Consider the following 21,304-nt stretch of genomic DNA (forward strand, 5'->3'; position numbering starts at 1 on the left):
TCCGGCTCTACGCTCAGCAAAATTTCGAATAATGGGAACAACGCGAAACCTGCACGAAGGTTCCACCTGCAGATTTTCGGCGGCAAAACTCAATACTTGAGTTATTAGCCAGGTTATAGCGCATCGCCACTATATCGTTTCAGCTCAAGCGTTCAACATCCGGCAATTCCATGGCCCGGACTTCCCCTTGCAGGAAATCGCTGAGCCGGCGCAAACGTTCGCCACCGGGGCGGGTTTTCGGCCACACCAAGTAATAATGCTCACCGCTGGCGACGGCGGTCGGCCACGGCAAACTCAGGCGACCTTGCGCCACGTCCTCGGCCACCATCAGCAAATCCCCCATCGACACGCCGTAACCTCGGGCGGCCGCGATCATGCCCAGCTCCAGGGTATCGAACACCTGCCCGCCCTTGAGCGACACCTGATCGGTCAAACCCATGCGTTCCAGCCAACTGCGCCAATCGCGGCGGTCCGGGGTCGGGTGCAGCAACTCGGTGCTGGCCAGGCGCGCAACGTCCCACGGCTGATCCTTCAGAAGATTCGGCGCGCCCACGGGAATCAGCTCTTCGGGAAACAGGAGAGTCGCCTCCCAATCCGGTGGAAAGCGCCCGTTACTGAGGATGACGGCGCAGTCGAACGGTTCGTGGTTGAAGTCCACCGTATCGATGTCCATCCAGGCGCTGGTCAGTTGCACCTCGTTGCCCGGCTGCAAGTGCCGAAAGCGGCTAAGCCGCGCCAGCAGCCAACGCATGGTCAGGGTCGACGGGGCTTTCATACGCAGGATGTCGTCTTCGGCGCGCAAGGTGTTGCAGGCACGCTCCAGCGCGGTGAAGCCTTCGCGGATGCCGGGCAGGATCAGCCGCGCCGACTCGGTCAATTGCAGGTTGCGCCCACTGCGGTGAAACAGCCGACAGGCGAAATGCTCTTCGAGCGTACGAATATGCCGACTGACCGCACTTTGGGTAATCGACAGTTCTTCGGCCGCCCGGGTAAACGAACTGTGCCGCGCCGCCGCTTCGAATGCGCGCAGGGCATACAAGGGAGGAAGCCGACGAGACATGCAGAAAGCTCCTATCGTGGGATGGGGCAGCGGGATTGGGCAAACTTATCAGAAAGTCCGCTGGATGAGTTTTAATCATGCCACCCATCCTTTTTATCCCTTTGTGCAAACCCCGCCAAGCGCCGAGAATCGAGCCTTTCCAGTTCATTTCATAAGGGAGCGTGATGACCATGCAGCATCCAGCACGTACCGAACTCTGGGCCATCCTGCGGCTGGCGGGGCCGTTGATTGCCTCGCAGTTGGCGCACATGTTGATGGTCCTCACCGACACCTTGATGATGGCGCGCCTGAGTCCCGAGGCGCTGGCCGGCGGCGGTCTGGGCGCGGCGACTTACTCGTTCGTGTCGATTTTCTGCATCGGTGTGATTGCGGCGGTCGGCACGTTGGTGGCGATCCGTCAGGGCGCGGGCGATATCGTCGGCGCGGCGCGGCTGACCCAAGCCGGACTGTGGCTGGCCTGGCTGATGGCGCTGGTGGCGGGGTTGCTGCTGTGGAACCTCAAACCGGTGTTGCTGATGTTTGGCCAGACCGAAACCAACGTCCACTCTGCCGGGCTGTTCTTGACGTTCCTGCCGTTCGCCCTGCCCGGTTATCTGAGCTTCATGGCCCTGCGCGGTTTCACCAGCGCCATCGGCCGAGCCACGCCGGTGATGGTCATCAGCCTGGGCGGCACTGTGGCCAACTTCGTTCTCAACTACGCGTTCATCACCGGGATGTTCGGCTTGCCGAAAATGGGTCTGGTGGGGATTGGCCTGGTTACTGCGATTGTCGCCAACCTGATGGCCGTGGCGCTGGCGCTGCACATTCGTCGGCACCCGGCCTATGACGCATACCCTCTGCGCCAGGGCCTGTCGCGGCCGAACCGCCAGTACCTGAAAGAACTGTGGCGCCTGGGTCTGCCAATTGGCGGCACTTATGCGGTGGAAGTCGGGCTGTTCGCGTTCGCCGCGCTGTGCATGGGCACCATGGGCAGCACGCAATTGGCGGCGCATCAGATTGCCCTGCAGATCGTTTCGGTAGCGTTCATGGTGCCGGCGGGGTTGTCGTATGCGATCACCATGCGCATCGGCCAGCACTATGGCGCCGGGCAATTGCTCGATGCACGGCTGTCCGGTCGGGTCGGGATTGCGTTTGGTGGTGCTTCGATGCTGGCCTTCGCCATGGTCTTCTGGCTGCTGCCGAATCAGCTGATCGGCTTGTTCCTGGACCATAACGACCCGGCCTTCCGCCCGGTCATCGATCTGGCTGTGAGCCTGTTGGCCGTGGCGGCGTGGTTTGAGCTGTTCGACGGCACGCAAACCATCGCCATGGGCTGCATTCGTGGGCTCAAGGACGCCAAGACCACTTTCTTGGTCGGGCTCGGTTGCTACTGGCTGATCGGCGCGCCAGCCGCGTGGATGATGGCCTTCCATTTGAACTGGGGGCCGACGGGCGTCTGGTGGGGTTTGGCGCTGGGGCTGGCGTGCGCGGCGGTGAGTTTGACGCTGGCGTTTGAGTGGAAGATGAAGCGGATGATTCGGCGGGAGCCTGCGCCGCAGCAGCGTTTTCAGGTCGCCCAACCTGACTGAGATCCCTCTGTGGGAATGAGATCCCTTGTGGGAGCGGGCTTGCTCGCGAATGCGGAGTGTCAGTCACAACAATGCTGAATGACACCCCGCATTCGCGAGCAAGCCCGCTCCCACATTGGGTACTGGGTTAGCTCACGACTTCCATGGCGGGCTGCTGGCTGGAGCCAAACGTCAAATACTCAACCAACTCCGCCAACGGCAACGGCTTGCTGATCAGATAACCCTGCACCTGATCACACCCAAACCCACGCAACAAATCCAGCTGCTCCGGCGTTTCCACACCTTCGGCCACCACTTCCAGATTGAGGTTGTGCGCCAGATTGATCATCGCGTGCACCAGCTTGCGGTTCTCTTCGCGCTCTTCCATGCCGCCGACGAAGCTCTTGTCGACTTTGAGCAAGGTAATCGGCAGGCTGTTGAGGTGCACAAACGATGAGAACCCGGTGCCGAAATCGTCGAGAGAGAAGCGCACCCCGAGGCGACCGAGGGCGTCCATGGTCTGTTTGACCAAGTCGCTGCGGCGCATCACGGCGGTTTCGGTCAGTTCGAATTCCAGCCATTGCGCTTCCACACCGCGCTCGGCGATCAGGCGACTCAGGGTCGAGAGCAACTGGCTGTCCTGAAACTGCCGGAACGACAGGTTGATCGCCATGTGCAGCGCCGGTAACCCCCGTTCACGCAACGCCTGCATGTCGCGCAGCGCCCGGGAAATCACCCAGTAACCCAGCGGCACGATCAAGCCGCTCTGCTCGGCCAGCGGCACGAATTCGCTCGGCGGCAGCAAGCCGCGTTCGGCGTGACGCCAGCGCACCAGCGCTTCGAGGCCGACGATCTGGCCGTCCTCAAGGTTCAGGCGTGGCTGGTAATGCAATTCCAGTTCGTCGCGACGCAAGGCCCGGCGCAGCTCGCTTTCGAGGTCGGCGATGCTGCGGGCATTGCGATTGATGCGTTCGTTGAAGATGTGAAAGGTGCAGCCTTGGGTGCTCTTCGCCTGCTGCATCGCGATGTGCGCGTGCCACATCAAAGGGTCGGCGCCAGCCTGGGCTCGCGCATGGGCAATGCCGAGGCTGGAGCCGATCAACAGGCTTTCGCCGTCGACCCAATAAGGTTCAGACAAGGCTTCGGTAATGCGTTCGGCCATCCATTCCGCACGTTGCGGTGCGCGGCGGGTGTCGATCAGCAGGGCGAATTCATCGCTGCCGAGGCGTGCCAGTTGATCGCCGGCCTCGAGTTGGCTTTTCAGCCGCGCGACCACTTGCAGGATCAAACGGTCGCCGGCCTGATGGCCGAGGGCGTCGTTGGCGTGACGAAAGTTATCGAGGTCAAGGTGACCGAGGGCCAGACCGCGGCCGTCGTTTTCCGCCAGACGCGCCGCCAGCAAGGTCTGGAAACCCTGGCGGTTGGCGATGCCGGTCAGCGGGTCTTGCTCGGCCAGGCGTTGCAGGGTGTTTTCCAGCACGCCGCGCTCGCGCACATGACGCAGACAGCGGCGCAACATGCCGGGATCGAGCACATCGCGCACCAGCCAGTCACTCACACCGTCGGGCGGGGTCAGCGGCTCGTGCTCGAGCAACAACACCGTCGGCAGGCTGCAACGGCCAGGCAGAGGCTGAAGCGCCGGGATCGTCAACAACACCGCACTGCGGTTGTCTTCAAACAGACTGCTGACCGACTCCCAGCTCGGCGCGCTGATCAGCACTGCCGAGCTCCCCATTGGAGCCAGACACTCGCGCAACAACGCTGCCCACGCTGGCTCTTCGGCCAGTAGCAGCAAACGCAAGGGTTCGACAGGCGTAGACAAGCTAGCTCCCTAGACTCTGCAATGATGTAGGCGGCGGGCATTATGCCGCGCCGGTAACCAATGACCAAATGACATCGGTTATCAAACACGGCTGTGTATCTGGAATTACGTACATTAGCCGCAAATTCTCCGCGCATCCTGCGTGAAAGTAGCAAAACCGGCAAATAGAGATCGCGTGCTGCGTCACAAGTCGGAGAGAGCAGCACAATTCGCTGAGCCTGTTAAAATGCCGGCCCATTTCATAAACGACTCCCTGATTCCGTATGTCCCGACTCAATCCCCGGCAGCAAGAAGCCGTGAACTACGTCGGCGGCCCTCTATTGGTGCTCGCCGGTGCAGGCTCCGGCAAGACCAGCGTGATCACGCGTAAAATCGCGCATTTGATCCAGAACTGCGGCATCCGTGCCCAGTACATCGTCGCCATGACCTTTACCAACAAGGCCGCGCGGGAGATGAAGGAACGGGTCGGCACCCTGCTCAAGGGCGGCGAAGGCCGTGGCCTGACGGTGTGCACCTTCCACAACCTGGGCTTGAACATCATCCGCAAGGAACACGTGCGGCTGGGCTACAAACCGGGCTTCTCGATCTTTGACGAGACCGACGTCAAAGCCTTGATGACCGACATCATGCAGAAGGAATACTCGGGCGACGACGGCGTCGACGAGATCAAGAACATGATCGGCTCGTGGAAAAACGACCTGATCCTGCCGCCCGAAGCCCTGGAGAACGCGCGCAACCCCAAGGAACAGACCGCCGCCATCGTCTACACCCACTACCAGCGCACGCTCAAGGCGTTCAACGCGGTGGACTTCGACGACCTGATCCTGTTGCCGGTGAAGCTGTTCCAGGAACACGCCGACATCCTCGAAAAGTGGCAGAACAAGGTTCGCTACCTGTTGGTGGACGAATACCAGGACACCAACGCCAGCCAATATTTGCTGGTGAAGCTGCTGATCGGCACGCGTAATCAGTTCACTGTGGTAGGCGACGATGACCAGTCGATCTACGCCTGGCGCGGCGCCCGTCCGGAAAACCTGATGCTGCTCAAGGACGATTACCCGTCCTTGAAAGTCGTGATGCTCGAACAAAACTATCGCTCCACCAGCCGCATCCTGCGCTGCGCCAACGTGCTGATCTCGAACAACCCCCACGAGTTTGAAAAACAACTGTGGAGCGAGATGGGTCACGGCGATGAAATCCGCGTGATCCGCTGCCGCAACGAAGACGCCGAAGCCGAGCGCGTGGCCGTGGAACTGCTGACCCTGCACTTGCGCACCGACCGGCCGTACAGCGATTTCGCGATCCTGTACCGCGGTAACTACCAGGCCAAACTGATCGAGCTGAAGTTGCAGCACCATCAGATTCCTTACCGACTGTCCGGCGGCAACAGCTTTTTCGGACGTCAGGAAGTGAAAGACCTGATGGCCTACTTCCGCCTGATCGTGAACCCGGACGACGACAACGCCTTCCTGCGGGTGATCAACGTGCCGCGCCGGGAAATCGGTTCGACGACCCTGGAAAAGCTCGGCAACTACGCCACCGAACGCAAAATCTCGATGTACGCCGCCACCGACGAAATCGGTCTGGGCGAGCATCTGGACACGCGCTTCACCGATCGCCTGTCGCGCTTCAAGCGTTTCATGGACAAGGTCCGCGAGCAGTGCGCCGGCGAAGACCCGATCTCGGCCCTGCGCAGCATGGTCATGGACATCGACTACGAGAACTGGCTGCGCACCAACAGCTCCAGCGACAAGGCTGCCGATTACCGCATGGGTAACGTCTGGTTCCTGATCGAGGCGTTGAAAAACACCCTGGAGAAAGACGAAGAAGGCGAGATGACCGTCGAAGACGCCATCGGCAAACTCGTCTTGCGCGACATGCTGGAACGTCAGCAGGAAGAGGAAGACGGCGCCGAAGGTGTGCAGATGATGACTTTGCACGCCTCCAAGGGCCTGGAATTCCCCTACGTGTTCATCATGGGCATGGAAGAGGAAATCCTCCCGCACCGTTCCAGCATCGAAGCCGACACCATCGAAGAAGAACGCCGACTGGCCTACGTCGGGATTACCCGGGCGCGTCAGACCCTGGCCTTCACCTTCGCCGCCAAGCGCAAGCAATACGGCGAGATCATCGATTGCGCGCCAAGTCGCTTCCTCGATGAACTGCCGCCGGACGACCTGGCGTGGGAAGGCAACGACGACACGCCTGTTGAAGTCAAAGCCGTTCGCGGCAATACCGCATTGGCGGATATACGGGCGATGTTAAAGCGCTAGAATTGAGCACTTTTTAACCGAATACTTTTTAACCGAACTCTTTTTGACAAGCTAGGCGCATACGGCGCCAGTAGAGGAACGCTTCATGGAAGCACTGCACCAGAAAATTCGCGAACAAGGCATCGTGCTTTCCGATCAGGTCTTGAAGGTCGACGCCTTTTTGAACCACCAGATCGACCCGGCCCTGATGAAGCTGATCGGCGACGAGTTCGCTGCGTTGTTCAAGGATTCGGGCATCACCAAGATCGTCACGATCGAAGCCTCGGGCATCGCCCCGGCGATCATGACCGGCCTGAACCTCGGCGTGCCGGTGATCTTCGCCCGCAAGCAGCAGTCCCTGACCCTGACTGAAAACCTGCTGTCGGCGACCGTTTACTCGTTCACCAAGAAGACCGAAAGCACCGTGGCGATCTCCCCGCGCCACCTGACCAGCAGCGATCGCGTGCTGATCATCGATGACTTTTTGGCTAACGGTAAGGCGTCGCAGGCGCTGATCTCGATCATCAAACAGGCCGGCGCGACCGTCGCCGGTTTGGGGATCGTGATCGAGAAGTCGTTCCAGGGTGGGCGTGCGGAGCTGGATGCGCAGGGTTATCGGGTTGAATCGTTGGCTCGGGTGCAATCCCTGGCTGGCGGCGTTGTGACCTTCATCGAATAACCCGCAACACTGCACATCCCCCTGTGGGAGCAGAGCTTGCTCGCGATGCAGGCGATGCGGTTTTCATGATGGACCGCGTCATAGTTCTTCGCGGGCAAGCCTCGCTCCTACAGGTTATACGCGACCGCAAATAACGCGCGAAACCTGTAGGAGCGAGGCTTGCCCGCGAAGGCGTCCTCACTGCTGCCCGGTGGCTTTGAGGCCCGTGAGCAGCAGCCGCTGAAACAAATCCTCCTTCAGCCCCTCCGGATTGGTCAGTTGCATCCGCTCCAGATGTTCCGGGTATTGCGCGGCCTCCGGCGCATCCAGCGCAGCCTTGCCCAACTCCAGAATCTCCGTGAGCTTGAACTTGCTCTTCAGCCAGTTCAGCGCCCGCAGCAAATCCCGCTCCACCTCAGTGAAATCACAGCCCAGCGGATACTCCGGAAACAGGTTCGGGTGCCGCGCCTTGATGTCCTGCAAACGCTGAGGATGGTTGTCGGCAAACCGTGGGTCAATGCGGAAACTCTTCGGCAACTTGCCGACCGCCTGAGCCTGTTCGATCAGCCCCGGCTGGAAGCGTGAGTCGCTGATGTTGAGCAACGCCTCGATCACCGCCGCATCGTTCTTGCCCCGCAGGTCGGCGATGCCGTATTCGGTGACCACGATGTCCCGCAAATGCCGTGGAATCGTGCAGTGGCCGTACTCCCAGACAATGTTCGAATTGACCTCGCCGCCCGACTCACGCCAACTGCGCAGGATCAGCACTGATCGCGCGCCTTCCAGGGCATGCCCCTGGGCGACGAAGTTGTACTGCCCGCCGACGCCACTGAGCACCCGCCCGTCTTCCAGTTGATCCGCCACGCCAGCGCCCATCAGGGTCATGGTGAACACGGTGTTGATAAACCGTGCATCGAGGCGCTGCAAGCGCTTGAGTTCTTCCTGGCCGTAGAGCTCGTTGATGTAGCTGATACGGGTCATGTTGAATTCGAGGCGCTTGCTCTGGGGCAACTCGCGCAGGCGTTCATAGAAACTTCGCGGCCCGAGGAAAAACCCGCCGTGCACCGAGATGCCGTCGGTTTGTGCCGCCTCGTCGAGGCTGCCGTCATTAGCCTGTTGCTGGGTCGGCACGTCAGGGTAGACCTTGCGCCGCACAATTCCGGCGTCCGCCAGCACCAGCAAGCCGTTGACGAACATTTCGCTGCAGCCGTAAAGGCCCTTGGCGAACGGCTCGACGCCACCTTCACGATCAATCAGCTGCGCCCATTGGCTCAGATTCAGATCCGCCAGCAACGCCTGGTAACCGACGTTATCGGCCTGGCGCGCCAGCAACGCTGCGGTCAATGCATCGCCCATGGAGCCAATGCCGATCTGCAACGTGCCGCCATCGCGCACCAGCGTGCTGGCGTGCAGGCCGATGAAGTGATCCTGGAAACCCACCGGCATGTTCGGCGTGGAAAACAGCGTGGTGCTGTCCTTCGCGTCAATCAGCAGGTCGAACGCGTCCATGCCGACTTCCGCATCCCCCGGCATGTAGGGCAAATCGTTGTGCACCTGGCCGACGATCAGGACCGTTTCCCCCGCTTCGCGGCGTTTGGCGATCATCGGGAACAGGTCGAGGGTGATGTCCGGGTTGCAACTGAGGCTCAGGCGATCCGGGTGATCGGCATGGCTGGCCACCAGTTGCGCCACCAGGTTCAGGCCGGCTGCGTTGATGTCACGGGCGGCGTGGCTGTAATTGCTGCTGACATAGTCCTGCTGGGCCTGCGCGCTGTGCAGCAGGCTGCCGGGTTGCATAAAGAATTGCTGAATGTGGATGTTGGCCGGCAGGCTGTCTTTTTGTAACTGCGCGAGAAAATCCAGCTCCGGGTAATCGCCGAAGACCCGTTCGATGAAGGGTTCGAGGAAGCGCTTTTGCAAACCATCGCCCAAGGACGGACGACCGAGGCACAGGGCGGTATAGATCGTCAGTCGCCGTTCGGGCAGCTGCACGATGCGTTGGAACAGCGCGTTGACGAAGTGGTTGGGTTTACCCAGGCCCAAGGGCAAGCCCATGTGAATATGCGCCGGTAACCGCGCCAGTACGTCATCGACCGCTTGTTCGATAGAACACAACTGCACCATCTGATCCTCCCGCACGTTCCGTGAATTGGGGTTGGACCGAGCTTGCCGGGTCTTTGCTGCATTGGCCACAAAAAAGCTGATCGGCCAACACCAAAACCTCTGTAGGAGCTGCCGCAGGCTGCGATCTTTTGATGTTGATTGCTAAAAAAATGATCAACAGATCGCAGCCTGCGGCAGCTCCTACGGGAAACAGCAGGCACAAAAAAGCCGCTCGCAAGCGGCTTTTTGCTGAAGCTGAAAGCTTATTTCAGGCCGGACATCTTCTGGATGGCGCCTTCAAGGTCTTTCACTTCGCAGTCACTGCACGTGCCTTTTGGTGGCATGGCATTCAGACCTGCCAACGCGACTTTTGCCAAGCCGGCAGCGGTGCCGCCTTCTTTATCGGCGCGTTTTTTCCAGTCGGCGGCATCACCGATCTTCGGTGCGCCCAACAGGCCGGTGCCGTGGCAAGCATTGCAATGCTTGGCAATGATTTCGTCAGGGGTTTTTGCTGCTCCGCCGCCTGTCGAGGCAGCGACTTCCATCCCTTTGCATTCTTGACCCGTTACACAGACCTGGCCAACTGGCTCAAGGCGTTTGGCAATGTCGTCAGTGGTGGAAGCTTGTGCGCTCACAGCCCAAAGGGCCAATACAGTTGCTGGTGCAGCCAGCATTTTCATAATTAGGTTCACGCGTTCACCCTCAATGGTGGCTATTCACGCCCACGGCCACGGTTCGCAGGCGGGCGCAAGTATAACGGCAAGCCCGCCACACTGAAACAACCCCAAAGTCGAAGGGGTCTTGTTGTGCGGTGGAAAACAGCTCGGGCGCCTCGGCAGTGCTGGCAGGACGCCTCTTTTCTTAGAAATTCGCTGGCGTGGCTGCGCTGATTAGTCGCGCCGGCGCGTCAAACGGATTCCGGAAACGGTGCGGCTTGGTACTTTCAAAGTAGTAGCTGTCGCCGGCTTCGAGCACAAAAGTTTCAGCCCCGACCACCAACTCTAGCCGCCCTTCGACCAAAATCCCGGTTTCCTCGCCCTCATGGGTAAGCATCTCGTCACCCGTGTCGGCGCCAGGCGGGTAGATTTCATTGAGGAATGCGATGGCCCGGCTCGGGTGCGCCCGGCCGACCAGTTTCATGGTCACGGCACCATCGGAAATATCGATCAGCTCGTTGGCTTTGTAGACGATCTGAGTCGGTTTTTCCTGCAGGATCTCTTCGGAAAAGAACTCGACCATGGACATGGGAATCCCGCCCAGAACCTTGCGCAGCGAACTGATCGAGGGGCTGACGCTGTTTTTCTCGATCATCGAAATGGTGCTGTTGGTGACGCCCGCGCGCTTGGCGAGTTCACGCTGCGAAAGACCTTTGAGCTTACGGATGGATTGCAGTCGTTCACCGACGTCCAATGCTGGAGCCTCCAGGGATTCAGGTTGTAGGAATATTGAGCGTTATCATGGCGACAGCGTTCAGTATTTACAACACTTGGGCCTGAATCCTGTTCAGCGAGGCGACTTCCGGTTTACAGCGCTTTGGCTCAGGCCCCGGAATAGAGCAGCGGCACCCGGCGCAGGTTGCAGAATATCTGGTAAGGAATCGTGTCTGCGGCCATGGCCACTTCACTGGCCAGGATGTTTTTGCCCCACAACTCGACGGTCGAACCGAGGCCGGCTTGCGGCACATCGGTCAGGTCGATGCAGAGCATGTCCATCGACACCCTGCCGAGCAATTGGCTGCGCTGCCCGGCAACCAACACTGGCGTGCCGGTGGGCGCGTGACGCGGATAGCCATCGGCGTAACCCATCGCCACAACGCCAATGCGCATCGGCTTCTGGGTAATGAACTTCGCACCATAGCCAACAGGCTCGCCGGCTGGCAGTTCACGCACGCAAATCACTTTGGATTCGAGGGTCATCACCGGTTGCAGGCGCGACGCCACGGCGTTGGCCTCTTCGAAAGGCGTGGCGCCGTAGAGCATGATGCCCGGACGCACCCAATCGCTCGGGATCTGCGGCCAACCGAGCACCGCCGGCGAGTTGCGCAAGCTGACCTCGGCGGCCAAACCCTGACGCGCCGCTTCGAACACCGCAACCTGTTCGGCGCTGGCCTGCTCGTGCAGCTCATCGGCCCGGGCGAAGTGGCTCATCAGCACAATCTTCGAGACGTTGCCGCTGGCCAGCAGCCGTTGATAGGCCGCCTGATAATCCTTTGGATGCAAACCGACCCGGTGCATGCCCGAATCCAGCTTGAGCCAGACCGTGATCGGCTTGCTCAGCGTGGCTTTCTCGATCGCTTCGAGCTGCCACAGCGAATGCACCACGCACCAGAAGTCATGCTCGACGATCAGCGACAGCTCATCGGCTTCGAAAAAGCCTTCGAGCAGCAACACCGGCGCACGAATACCCGCGGCGCGTAGCTCCAGGGCCTCTTCAATGCAGGCCACCGCAAACCCGTCCGCCTCGGCTTCCAGCGCCTGGGCGCAACGCACCGCGCCATGGCCGTAGGCATCGGCCTTGATCACCGCAAGGGCCTTGGCCCCCGCCGTGACTTCACGGGCGATTTGGTAGTTGTGACGCAGGGCTTGAAGGTCAATCAGGGCACGGGCAGGACGCATGGCGGCAGACTTCTAGGCGGTCATGGGAATAAAAAACCGGCGCTGGCTGGCGGCGTGAACCGCCAACAGCACCGGGAGAGGGATCGTTTCTAACAGGTCGTTGCGGCGCTTTACGGCAGCGCGGCAACCACCGACAACTCAACCAGGATTTCCGGTTCGCACAACTTCGACTCAACGGTGGCACGGGCTGGCGCGACGCCTTTTGGCAGCCACTTGTCCCACACCGAATTCATGCCCGCGAAATGCGCGTCGATGTCCTTCAGGTAAATCGTCACCGACAGTATGTGGCTCTTGTCGGTGCCAGCCAGATCGAGCAAACGCTCGATGTTGGCGAGGGTTTCACGGGTCTGCTGTTCAATCCCGGCGCTCATGTCATCGCCGACCTGCCCTGCCAGGTACACCGTACCGTTGTGGGCAACGATCTGACTCATGCGTTCATTGGTGAGCTGGCGCTGGATTGCCATGTTTTGCGGACTCCTTGATTTTGCGGCCATAACGAGAAATATCGAGGCCTTCGGCGCTGATCTGCGGCGTTTTCTTCGCCATCAGGTCAGCCAGCAAGCGACCGGAACCACAAGCCATGGTCCAACCGAGCGTGCCGTGGCCAGTGTTCAAGAACAGGTTGCTGAATTTCGTTGCGCCAACGATCGGCGTGCCGTCCGGGGTGGTCGGACGCAGACCGGTCCAGAAACTTGCCTGGGCCAGATCGCCGCCCTGAGGATAAAGGTCGTTGACGATCATCTCCAGGGTTTCGCGTCGACGCGGGTTCAGCGACAGGTCAAAACCGGCGATTTCAGCCATGCCGCCGACGCGGATACGGTTGTCGAAACGGGTGATCGCGACCTTGTAGGTCTCGTCAAGAATGGTCGAAGTCGGGGCCATCGCGGCATTGGTGATCGGCACGGTCAGGGAGTAGCCCTTGAGCGGATACACCGGGGCCTTGATGCCCAGTGGCTTGAGCAGTTGTGGCGAGTAGCTGCCGAGTGCCAGGACGTAACGGTCAGCGGTTTCGAGCTTGCCGTCGATCCACACGCCGTTGATGCGATCACCGGCGAAGTCGAGTTGCTGAATGTCCTGGCCGTAACGGAATTCCACACCCAGATTCACGGCCATTTCGGCCAGGCGGGTGGTGAATATCTGGCAGTCGCCGGTCTGGTCGTTCGGCAAGCGCAGGGCACCGGCGAGGATATCGGTGACGGCGGCCAGGGCCGGCTCAACCCGAGCAATACCAGCACGGTCGAGCAGTTCGAACGGCACGCCGGACTCTTTCAGTACGGCGATGTCTTTCGCGGCGCCGTCGAGCTGAGCCTGAGTGCGGAACAATTGGGTCGTACCGAGGCTGCGGCCTTCGTAGGCAATGCCGGTTTCGGCGCGCAATTCGTCGAGGCAGTCACGGCTGTACTCGGACAGGCGGACCATGCGCTCCTTGTTCACCGCATAACGGTTGGCGGTGCAGTTGCGCAGCATCTGCGCCATCCACAGGTATTGGTCGATGTCGGCAGTGGCCTTGATCGCCAGCGGCGCGTGACGTTGCAGCAGCCATTTGATGGCCTTGAGCGGCACACCCGGCGCAGCCCACGGCGATGCATAACCTGGAGAGACTTGCCCGGCGTTGGCGAAACTGGTCTCCATGGCCGCAGCCGGCTGACGGTCCACGACCACCACTTCAAATCCGGCACGTGCCAGATAGTAAGCACTGGCGGTACCGATGACGCCGCTACCCAAGACCATAACGCGCATTTTTGTGTCCCTCATCGCGGCATGCCGCTGACGTTTGTTGTTCAGACCGAAGTTGTGGGCAGTTTAAAAAAGATTAGCCAGTGCTTTTCACTATATAAGTGCCTATATTTGGCGACAATTCTCGGCAATAACCCTTTTCACGGAGGCGCATCCCCTATGCGTACCAACACTCAGACCAAACGTGAGCTGGACAAGATCGACCGCAACATCCTGCGAATCCTGCAAGCGGACGGGCGCATCTCCTTCACCGAGCTGGGGGAAAAGGTCGGCCTGTCGACCACGCCTTGCACCGAGCGGGTCCGGCGCCTGGAGCGCGAAGGGATCATCATGAGCTACAACGCCCGGCTCAATCCGCAGCATCTCAAGGGTAGTCTGCTGGTGTTCGTCGAGATCAGTCTCGACTACAAATCCGGCGATACTTTCGAAGAGTTCCGACGCGCGGTGCTGAAACTGCCCCACGTGCTGGAGTGCCATTTGGTGTCAGGGGATTTCGACTATTTGGTGAAAGCGCGGATTTCCGAGATGGCTTCGTACCGCAAATTGCTGGGCGATATTCTGCTTAAACTGCCGCATGTGCGGGAGTCGAAGAGCTATATCGTGATGGAAGAAGTGAAAGAGAGTTTGAGTTTGCCGATTCCGGATTGAGTCCAGCGGTGCCTGGGCGGACGTCTTCGCGAGCAAGCCCGCTCCCACATTGAAATGCGTTCCCCTGTGGGAGCGGGCTTGCTCGCGAAGGCCGCGCCTCGGTCCAACTGAATGAATACCGGATTTAAACCAACACCTGTCGGGTCGAAGCCATGTACTCATGAATCTGCTTCTCCACCCGCGGATGAATCAGCTCCACCGGCCCGCGCCCGTTGGGGCAGGGCAAGGTTTTGGTGGTGCCGAACAGCCGGCAAATCAGCGGCCTCTCGTCATACACGGTGCAGCCGTCAGGCCCCAGGTGCACACAATTGAGCTCATCCATCGCCGCATCCTGTTCGGCGCGGGTTTTGCGCGGCAGGCGCGACATTTCTTCCGGCGATGTAGTCACCGGGCCGCAGCAATCATGGCAGCCGGGCACGCACTCGAACGAGGGAATCTGTTGCCGCAAGGTGCGAATTTTCTGACTGTTGCAGCTCATCGAAGCGGTGACCAAAAGCGGAATAGAGCGCGATTCTGACGCAAAAGCCTCGATCCAGACAGCACCGCCCGACCAATGTTGCCCACGCCGGAAGGTCCGGCTTATGCTCCGTCAACTTTTTCAAACACACGCCTCTGGATGACGCACATGAACGCCCGTGTTCAGCAACCTGCCCCGAGCCACCGGCACATCGCCTCTTATTACGCCGCCAGCAGCCTGCCGCAGCCCGATCATCCGGTGCTCCAGGGTGAGTTGATTGCGGACGTGTGCGTGGTCGGCGGTGGGTTTTCCGGGTTGAACACAGCGCTGGAGTTGGCGGAGCGCGGCCTCAGCGTGGTGCTGCTGGAAGCACATAAGATTGGCTGGGGTGCCAGCGGGCGCAACGGCGGGCAATTGATTCGCGGCGTTGGCCATGGTCTCGATCAGTTTGCCAACGTCATCGGCACCGACGGCGTGCGTCAGATGAAACTCATGGGCCTGGAAGCGGTAGAAATCGTCCGACAGCGAGTCGCGCGTTTTCAGATCCCCTGCGACCTGACCTGGGGCTACTGCGACCTCGCCAATAAACCTCGCGACCTCGAAGGCTTCGCCGAAGATGCCGAAGAACTGCGCAGCCTCGGTTACCGCTACGAAACCCGTCTGCTGCAAGCCAACGAAATGCACAGTGTGGTGGGTTCCGAACGTTACGTCGGCGGCTTGATCGACATGGGCTCCGGGCACTTACACCCACTAAACCTGGCACTGGGCGAAGCGGCGGCCGCGCAGCAATTGGGCGTAAGATTGTTCGAACGATCCGCAGTCACCCGCATCGATTACGGCACCGAAGTGAAGGTGTACACCGCCCAAGGCTCTGTGCGCGCCAAGACTCTGGTGCTGGGCTGCAACGCTTATCTCAACGATCTCAATCCCGAACTCAGTGGCAAAGTGCTGCCCGCCGGCAGCTACATCATCGCCACCGAGCCGTTGAGCGAAGAACAGGCCCACGCCCTATTGCCGCAGAACATGGCGGTCTGCGACCAACGCGTGGCGCTGGATTACTACCGGCTCTCGGCGGATCGCCGCTTGCTGTTCGGTGGCGCCTGCCATTATTCCGGTCGGGACCCGAAAGACATCGCAGCCTATATGCGGCCAAAGATGCTGGAGGTGTTCCCGCAACTGGCCGGGGTGAAGATCGATTATCAATGGGGCGGCATGATCGGCATCGGCGCCAACCGTTTGCCGCAGATCGGCCGGCTCAAGGATCAGCCGAATGTGTATTACGCCCAGGCGTATTCCGGTCACGGGGTGAATGCCACGCATTTGGCGGGCAAGTTGTTGGCCGAGGCCATCAGTGGCCAGCACAGTGGCGGGTTTGATCTGTTTGCGCAGGTGCCGCACATCACCTTCCCCGGTGGCCGGCATTTGCGTTCGCCGTTGTTGGCGCTGGGAATGCTTTGGCATCGGCTTAAAGAGTTGGTTTGAAGGATTTTTGGCGCCTGTTAGGGACGCCTTCGCGGGCAAGCCTCGCTCCTACAGGTTATGCGCTGGGTACCTGTAGGAGCGAGGCTTGCCCGCGAATGGACCTGAAGAACGCGGCACCTATCAGATCCACCAGAACGGCTTAAGCCCCTCCTCTACCGCCTGCTCCCGACTCAACCCCACATCTCGCAGCTGTTCCGGGGTCAGGTTCAGCAACGCCTTGCGCGAGTGCAGACGATGCCAGAACAGGCCCCAGCGCCCTAGGCAGGACGGCGCGTTGCGCATGCGCGCCTCACGGGTGCCGTGGTTCTGCTCTGCTGCCAGTTCCTGACTGCGTAATGTCAGCCGCACATCGCTCAAGCCGTTCATTTTGATTGCTCCTGTTTACTTGGGTAGCCAGAGGTTTCATGATGCGCGGACGGCGAAATTCATTACAGATTCAAAGCAACTGTATTATCTCCATACAGATTCGCCGCTTAATGCTCTGAATCGCGGATTTTTGCCCAATCTGTACTGGTTAACCGAATCACTCATACCGAGGCAGTGCCATGACCCTTTACGTCAATCTCGCCGAATTGCTCGGCACGCGTATCGAACAGGGCTTCTATCGCCCCGGCGACCGGCTGCCGTCGGTGCGGGCGTTGAGCGTTGAACACGGGGTCAGCCTGAGCACGGTGCAGCAGGCTTATCGGGTGCTGGAAGACAGCGGACTGGCGACACCGAAACCGAAATCCGGCTATTTCGTACCGGTTGGCCGCGAGCTGCCGGAGCTGCCCGCCATCGGTCGCCCGGCGCAACGCCCGGTGGATATTTCCCAGTGGGATCAGGTGCTGGAATTGATCCGCGCCGTGCCGCGCAAAGACGTGGTGCAACTGGGCCGGGGCATGCCGGACGTCACCACGCCGACCATGAAACCGCTGCTGCGCGGGCTGGCGCGGATCAGCCGACGTCAGGACATGCCCGGCCTGTATTACGACAACATCCACGGCAACCTCGAACTGCGCGAACAAATCGCCCGCCTGATGCTCGACTCCGGCTGCCAGTTGAGCGCCGCGGACCTGGTGGTGACCACCGGTTGCCATGAAGCACTGTCCACCAGCATCCGCTCTATCTGCGAGCCTGGCGATATCGTCGCCGTAGACTCGCCAAGCTTTCACGGCGCCATGCAGACCCTCAAGGGCCTGGGCATGAAGGCCTTGGAAATCCCGACCGACCCGATTACCGGCATCAGCCTCGATGCGCTCGAACTTGCCCTGGAACAATGGCCAATCAAGGCCATACAGTTGACCCCCAACTGCAACAACCCGTTGGGCTACATCATGCCGGAGGCGCGTAAACGGGCGTTGTTGAACCTGGCACAGCGCTTCGATGTGGCGATCATCGAAGACGATGTGTATGGCGAACTGGCCTACACCTACCCGCGCCCACGCACGATCAAATCCTTCGACGAAGACGGCCGCGTGCTGCTCTGCAGTTCCTTTTCCAAGACCCTGGCGCCAGGGTTGCGCATCGGTTGGGTGGCGCCGGGTAGATATCTGGAACGGGTGCTGCACATGAAATACATCAGCACCGGCTCTACCGCGCCACAAGCGCAAATCGCTATCGCCGACTTCCTCAAGGGCGGTCACTTCGAACCGCATTTGCGGCGGATGCGCACCCAATACCAGCGCAATCGAGATGCAATGATCGATTGGGTCACGCGCTATTTTCCCGCTGGCACCCGGGCCAGTCGTCCACAGGGCAGTTTCATGCTGTGGGTCGAGCTACCGGAGGGCTTCGATACCCTGAAACTGAATCGTGCGCTGCACGATCAAGGCGTACAGATTGCCGTCGGCAGCATTTTTTCGGCCTCGGGCAAATACCGCAATTGCCTGCGCATGAACTACGCTGCCAAACCGACAGCGCAGATCGAGGACGCCGTGCGCAAGGTTGGCGCAGCGGCAATCAAGTTGCTGGCGGAAACTGATTACATCACCGACTGACCTTTATCCGGAATCGCGCGTCCATATGCCGACAACTGCCGCCAATCGGAACGATCCCACGTGAGCCTCAGACAGCCCCTGCTCGCTTTTCTGTTACTCACCTCGTTCCTCGGTGGTTGCGCCAGCCTCGACGTGCCGCGCGAACCGAGCCAGGCCTTGCCAGCGGCGGATTCAAGCTTTGGCCGCTCAATCCAGGCCCAAGCCGCGCCCCATCAGGGGCAATCGGGCTTTCGCCTGCTCTCCAACAGCACCGAAGCCTTCATGGCCCGCGCCGAGCTGATTCGCAACGCGCAAACCAGCCTCGACTTGCAGTACTACATCGTCCACGACGGCATCAGCACGCGGATGCTGGTGGAGGAATTGCTCAAGGCTGCCGATCGTGGCGTGCGGGTGCGGATCCTGCTCGACGACACCACCAGCGATGGCCTGGACCAGATCATCGCGACCCTGGCGGCCCATCCGCAGATTCAGATTCGGCTGTTCAACCCACTGCACCTGGGGCGCAGCACCGGGGTGACACGGACCATGGGCCGCTTGTTCGACCTGTCGCTGCAACACCGGCGCATGCACAACAAACTATGGCTGGCGGACAACAGCGCGGCCATTGTCGGCGGGCGCAACCTGGGGGACGAGTATTTCGATGCCGAGCCGAACCTGAATTTCACTGATATCGACATGCTCAGCGTCGGACCGGTGGCCGAGCAGTTGGGCCATAGTTTTGACCAGTACTGGAACAGCGCCCTAAGCAAGCCGATCGACGAATTCCTCTCCAGCAAACCGACGGCCAAGGACCTGCAAAACACCCGCACACGCCTGGAAGAATCCCTGGAAGAAACCCGCAAACAGAACCACGCGCTGTATCAACAGCTGATGATTTACGACAAACACCCGCGCCTGGAAATCTGGCGCCGAGAGCTGATCTGGGCCTGGAACCAGGCGTTGTGGGACGCGCCGAGCAAGGTGCTGTCCAAGGGCGAACCTGATCCGCAATTGCTTTTGACCACACAGTTGGCGCCCGAACTGAACGGCGTCAGCAAAGAACTGATCATGATTTCCGCCTACTTTGTGCCCGGCCAACCAGGGTTGGTGTACCTGACCGGACGCGCCGATGCGGGTGTCTCGGTCAGCCTGCTGACCAACGCGCTGGAAGCCACCGACGTACCGGCAGTACACGGCGGCTACGCGCCGTATCGCAAGGCGTTGCTGGAGCATGGCGTGAAGCTGTTCGAATTGCGGCGCCAGCCCGGCGCGGGGAGCGGCAGTGGTCCGCATCTGTTCCGGCGCTCGGCCTATCAGGGCTCGGATTCAAGCTTGCACAGCAAGGCGATGATTTTTGATCAGCAGAAATCGTTTATCGGCTCATTCAACTTCGACCCGCGTTCGGTGCTGTGGAACACCGAAGTCGGCGTGCTGGTCGACAGCCCGGAACTGGCCGCGCACGTGCGCGAACTGGCCCTGCAGGGCATGGCGCCACCGCTGAGTTATGAGGCGAAACTGGAGAATGGGCAGATTGTCTGGGTGACCGAGGACAACGGCAAACTGCATACGCTGACCAAGGAACCGGGGAGTTGGTGGCGCCGGTTTAATGCGTGGATGAGCACCACCGTAGGATTGGAGCGGATGCTTTAGGAGCAACCCATGTCCCTGTGGCGAGGGAGCTTGCTCCCGCTCGGCTGCGCAGCAGTCGTAACCTAAAGGCAAGGTATGACTGAAAGAATGCTGGGACCGCTTCGCGCTCCAGCGGGAGCAAGCTCCCTCGCCACAGTTTTGTGTTCACACCTAGGCTGGCTGCACCGCGCCAAATGCCCCTTGGCGCATCAACAGAATCACTAACCCCAACGCCCCCGCCGCCATCAACAACGGCAACGCATGCCCGCTGACCCACTGACTGCCCGCCCCTGCCGCCAGCGGCCCGACCAGACAACCAATCCCCCACAACTGCGCGATATGGGCATTGGCCCGCACCAGCGCGTCGTCACGGTAGCGCTCGCCGATCAGGATCAGCGACAAGGTGAACAAGCCACCGGCACTGGCGCCGAACAGCACCCACAACGGCCAGATCAACAACGTATCGATCAGCAGCGGAATCGCCAGGCTCGACAGCAACAGGACCACGGCGCACCCGGTGAACAAACTGCGCCGTGACAGTCGATCCGCCAAGGCGCCGATGGGCAATTGCAGCAACGCGTCGCCGACCACCACGGTGCTCACCATCGCCAGGGCAATCTCGGCGGTGAATCCTTGGCGCAGGCAATACACCGGCAACAAGGTCAGGATCATCGCTTCGAACGCAGCGAACAGCGACACCGCCCAGGCAATCGCCGGCAGGCCTCGGCAGAAAGTCCATAAATCACCAAAGGTCACGCTGCTGGCTTCACTGGACGGTGCGCCGCTACGCCCCAGTAACAGCAACGGAGCCGTGAGCAGCAAACCGACACCGACCCAGAAGCCGTAATCGTGCTCGGTGCCCAAGGCTCCCAACAGCAACGGCCCGCCGAGTTGGCTCAAGGCATAGCTGCTGCCATACAACGCCACCAGCCGCCCGCGCCACTGCTCGACCACCAGTTGGTTGATCCAGCTTTCGCCGAGAATGAAGACCAGGGTCAGGATCACCCCGATCATCAGCCGCAACACCAGCCAGATCGGATAGCTCGGCAACAACGCCAGCAAACCGATGGACACCGCCCCGCCCCACAGGCACAGCCGCATCAGGTTGGCCGTGCCAAACCGCGCGGCCAAGTGACTGGAGACCTTCGCCCCCAGCAACACGCCAATGGCCGGCATCGCCGCCATCACGCCAATCGCAAACGAACCGTAACCCCAGCTTTCCAGGCGAAACGACACCAGCGGCATGCTGACGCCCAGGGCCAGGCCGACACTCAAGACAGACGCCAACACGGCGAAATAAGTCGCCCAACGCATGTTCCACGCTCCTGTGGATATT

The 21,304-nt window shown here is 60.4% G+C and carries 18 protein-coding genes; 7 read left to right on the top strand and 11 right to left on the bottom strand.

Features of this window, described 5'->3' with window-relative positions:
* Window positions 1–139: 139 nt before the first annotated feature.
* Complete coding sequence (locus ACWIKB_RS02090; RefSeq protein ID WP_475265121.1) at window positions 140–1,060, bottom strand: LysR substrate-binding domain-containing protein; 921 nt, start codon at window positions 1,058–1,060, stop codon at window positions 140–142.
* 170 nt (window positions 1,061–1,230) lie between these two features.
* Here ACWIKB_RS02090 and ACWIKB_RS02095 point away from each other — a divergent pair, with 170 nt between their 5' ends.
* Window positions 1,231–2,628 (top strand): NorM family multidrug efflux MATE transporter, encoded by a 1,398-nt coding sequence (locus ACWIKB_RS02095; RefSeq protein ID WP_475265122.1) that lies wholly within the window; start codon window positions 1,231–1,233, stop codon window positions 2,626–2,628.
* A gap of 127 nt (window positions 2,629–2,755) precedes the next feature.
* Here the strand turns inward: ACWIKB_RS02095 and ACWIKB_RS02100 are convergent, their stop codons facing one another.
* The gene (locus ACWIKB_RS02100) at window positions 2,756–4,429 is read right to left on the bottom strand and encodes a putative bifunctional diguanylate cyclase/phosphodiesterase (RefSeq protein ID WP_475265123.1); all 1,674 of its coding nucleotides are present in this window, start codon (window positions 4,427–4,429) and stop codon (window positions 2,756–2,758) included.
* Window positions 4,430–4,692: 263 nt separating this feature from the next.
* On the opposite strand from ACWIKB_RS02100, the gene rep reads away from it, so the two are divergent.
* Together rep and ACWIKB_RS02110 are read left to right on the top strand one after the other, a co-directional pair.
* Complete coding sequence (gene rep, locus ACWIKB_RS02105; RefSeq protein ID WP_054048492.1) at window positions 4,693–6,702, top strand: DNA helicase Rep; 2,010 nt, start codon at window positions 4,693–4,695, stop codon at window positions 6,700–6,702.
* Window positions 6,703–6,787: 85 nt separating this feature from the next.
* Window positions 6,788–7,360 carry a xanthine phosphoribosyltransferase gene (locus ACWIKB_RS02110; protein ID WP_027926370.1) on the top strand — a complete coding sequence of 191 codons (573 nt, stop codon included), beginning with the start codon at window positions 6,788–6,790 and terminating at the stop codon, window positions 7,358–7,360.
* A 177-nt stretch (window positions 7,361–7,537) separates the two neighbouring features.
* Here ACWIKB_RS02110 and ACWIKB_RS02115 read toward each other — a convergent pair whose 3' ends face one another.
* The 6 genes from ACWIKB_RS02115 to dadA form a co-directional block, all read right to left on the bottom strand.
* Window positions 7,538–9,463, bottom strand: coding sequence for an acetyl-CoA hydrolase/transferase C-terminal domain-containing protein (locus ACWIKB_RS02115; protein WP_475265124.1), 1,926 nt, complete (start codon window positions 9,461–9,463; stop codon window positions 7,538–7,540).
* A gap of 242 nt (window positions 9,464–9,705) precedes the next feature.
* Window positions 9,706–10,122 carry a c-type cytochrome gene (locus ACWIKB_RS02120; protein ID WP_123515808.1) on the bottom strand — a complete coding sequence of 139 codons (417 nt, stop codon included), beginning with the start codon at window positions 10,120–10,122 and terminating at the stop codon, window positions 9,706–9,708.
* 181 nt (window positions 10,123–10,303) lie between these two features.
* Window positions 10,304–10,852: a cupin domain-containing protein gene (locus ACWIKB_RS02125; RefSeq protein WP_047226150.1), complete on the bottom strand. Its 549-nt coding sequence runs from the start codon at window positions 10,850–10,852 to the stop codon at window positions 10,304–10,306.
* A gap of 128 nt (window positions 10,853–10,980) precedes the next feature.
* The gene (alr, locus tag ACWIKB_RS02130; RefSeq protein ID WP_475265125.1) at window positions 10,981–12,057 is read right to left on the bottom strand and encodes an alanine racemase; all 1,077 of its coding nucleotides are present in this window, start codon (window positions 12,055–12,057) and stop codon (window positions 10,981–10,983) included.
* A gap of 110 nt (window positions 12,058–12,167) precedes the next feature.
* On the bottom strand, window positions 12,168–12,521 hold the full coding sequence (locus ACWIKB_RS02135; protein WP_475265126.1) for a RidA family protein: 354 nt from the start codon (window positions 12,519–12,521) through the stop codon (window positions 12,168–12,170).
* Window positions 12,493–13,797, bottom strand: coding sequence for a D-amino acid dehydrogenase (dadA, locus tag ACWIKB_RS02140; RefSeq protein ID WP_475265127.1), 1,305 nt, complete (start codon window positions 13,795–13,797; stop codon window positions 12,493–12,495). Before dadA ends, ACWIKB_RS02135 begins: the two co-directional genes overlap by 29 nt.
* A 156-nt stretch (window positions 13,798–13,953) precedes the next feature.
* Between dadA and ACWIKB_RS02145 the strand changes: the two genes are divergently transcribed.
* Window positions 13,954–14,442 carry an Lrp/AsnC ligand binding domain-containing protein gene (locus tag ACWIKB_RS02145; protein ID WP_123403812.1) on the top strand — a complete coding sequence of 163 codons (489 nt, stop codon included), beginning with the start codon at window positions 13,954–13,956 and terminating at the stop codon, window positions 14,440–14,442.
* A 124-nt stretch (window positions 14,443–14,566) separates the two neighbouring features.
* Here ACWIKB_RS02145 and ACWIKB_RS02150 read toward each other — a convergent pair whose 3' ends face one another.
* The gene (locus ACWIKB_RS02150) at window positions 14,567–14,920 is read right to left on the bottom strand and encodes a YkgJ family cysteine cluster protein (RefSeq protein ID WP_064680422.1); all 354 of its coding nucleotides are present in this window, start codon (window positions 14,918–14,920) and stop codon (window positions 14,567–14,569) included.
* Window positions 14,921–15,067: 147 nt separating this feature from the next.
* Between ACWIKB_RS02150 and ACWIKB_RS02155 the strand changes: the two genes are divergently transcribed.
* On the top strand, window positions 15,068–16,381 hold the full coding sequence (locus tag ACWIKB_RS02155; protein WP_475265128.1) for an NAD(P)/FAD-dependent oxidoreductase: 1,314 nt from the start codon (window positions 15,068–15,070) through the stop codon (window positions 16,379–16,381).
* Between the two features lie 120 nt (window positions 16,382–16,501).
* Here ACWIKB_RS02155 and ACWIKB_RS02160 read toward each other — a convergent pair whose 3' ends face one another.
* Window positions 16,502–16,747: a DUF1127 domain-containing protein gene (locus ACWIKB_RS02160; RefSeq protein WP_475265129.1), complete on the bottom strand. Its 246-nt coding sequence runs from the start codon at window positions 16,745–16,747 to the stop codon at window positions 16,502–16,504.
* A 179-nt stretch (window positions 16,748–16,926) separates the two neighbouring features.
* Here ACWIKB_RS02160 and ACWIKB_RS02165 point away from each other — a divergent pair, with 179 nt between their 5' ends.
* Both ACWIKB_RS02165 and ACWIKB_RS02170 read left to right on the top strand, forming a co-directional pair.
* Window positions 16,927–18,360 (top strand): aminotransferase-like domain-containing protein, encoded by a 1,434-nt coding sequence (locus tag ACWIKB_RS02165; protein WP_475265130.1) that lies wholly within the window; start codon window positions 16,927–16,929, stop codon window positions 18,358–18,360.
* A gap of 60 nt (window positions 18,361–18,420) precedes the next feature.
* The gene (locus ACWIKB_RS02170) at window positions 18,421–19,989 is read left to right on the top strand and encodes a phospholipase D family protein (protein WP_475265131.1); all 1,569 of its coding nucleotides are present in this window, start codon (window positions 18,421–18,423) and stop codon (window positions 19,987–19,989) included.
* Between the two features lie 150 nt (window positions 19,990–20,139).
* Here ACWIKB_RS02170 and ACWIKB_RS02175 read toward each other — a convergent pair whose 3' ends face one another.
* On the bottom strand, window positions 20,140–21,282 hold the full coding sequence (locus tag ACWIKB_RS02175; protein WP_475265132.1) for an MFS transporter: 1,143 nt from the start codon (window positions 21,280–21,282) through the stop codon (window positions 20,140–20,142).
* Window positions 21,283–21,304 lie beyond the last annotated feature (22 nt).

Source organism: Pseudomonas sp. 5Vm1k (genome assembly GCF_056161485.1).